Source organism: Anaerostipes sp. Marseille-Q3525, from assembly GCF_018223505.1.
Classification (GTDB): Bacteria; Bacillota; Clostridia; order Lachnospirales; family Lachnospiraceae; genus Anaerostipes; species Anaerostipes amylophilus.
On the sequence record NZ_JAGTTT010000077.1, the window covers coordinates 1 to 1233 of the forward strand.

Annotated in this window: 1 rRNA gene; it reads right to left on the minus strand. The window is 52.8% G+C overall.

Annotated features, from left to right (window positions below):
* Positions 1-1233: ribosomal RNA gene (locus tag KE503_RS14340) — 23S ribosomal RNA — on the minus strand; the annotation flags it as partial.

The following is a 1233-nucleotide window of genomic DNA, read 5'->3' on the forward strand; positions in this document are numbered from 1 at the left end:
ACTTCCACCTCTGCCCTATCTACCTCGTCGTCTTCAAGGGGTCTTACTACCTTTCGGTATGGGAAATCTTATCTTTAGGGGGGCTTCACGCTTAGATGCCTTCAGCGTTTATCCCTTCCAGACTTGGCTACTCTGCGATGCACTTGGCAGTACAACAGATACACCAGCGGTCCGTCCATCCCGGTCCTCTCGTACTAAGGACAGCTCCTATCAAATTTCCTCCGCCTGCGCCGGATAGGGACCGAACTGTCTCACGACGTTCTGAACCCAGCTCGCGTACCGCTTTAATGGGCGAACAGCCCAACCCTTGGAACCTGCTACAGCTCCAGGATGCGATGAGCCGACATCGAGGTGCCAAACCACTCCGTCGATGTGAACTCTTGGGAGTGATAAGCCTGTTATCCCCAGGGTAGCTTTTATCCGTTGAGCGATGGCAATCCCACTTTATACCACCGGATCACTAAGTCCTACTTTCGTACCTGCTCCACCCGTCGGTGTCACAGTCAAGCTCCCTTCTGCCTTTGCACTCTTCGAATGGTTTCCAACCATTCTGAGGGAACCTTTGAGCGCCTCCGATACCCTTTCGGAGGCGACCGCCCCAGTCAAACTCCCCGCCTGACATTGTCCCCTGACCGGTTCACGGCCACAGGTTAGAAATCCAACATGGTAAGGGTGGTATCCCAACAGCGACTCCGGTACAACTGACGTCATACCTTCTCAGTCTCCCACCTATCCTGTACATACCATGCCGAATCCCAGTATCAAACTGGAGTAAAGCTCCATGGGGTCTTTCCGTCCTGGCGCAGGTAACCAGCATCTTCACTGGTATTTCAATTTCACCGGGTGTATCGTTGAGACAGTGCCCAAATCATTACGCCTTTCGTGCGGGTCGGAACTTACCCGACAAGGAATTTCGCTACCTTAGGACCGTTATAGTTACGGCCGCCGTTTACTGGGGCTTAAGTTCAAAGCTTCGCTTGCGCTAACCTCTCCCCTTAACCTTCCAGCACCGGGCAGGCGTCAGCCCATATACTTCACCTTGCGGTTTTGCATAGACCTGTGTTTTTGCTAAACAGTTGCTTGGGCCATTTCTCTGCGGCCACTCTCATGGCACTCCTTCTCCCGAAGTTACGGAGTCATTTTGCCGAGTTCCTTAACAATACTTCTCCCGTCGGCCTTAGGATTCTCTCCTCATCCACCTGTGTCGGTTTGCGGTACGGGCACATATAAAAC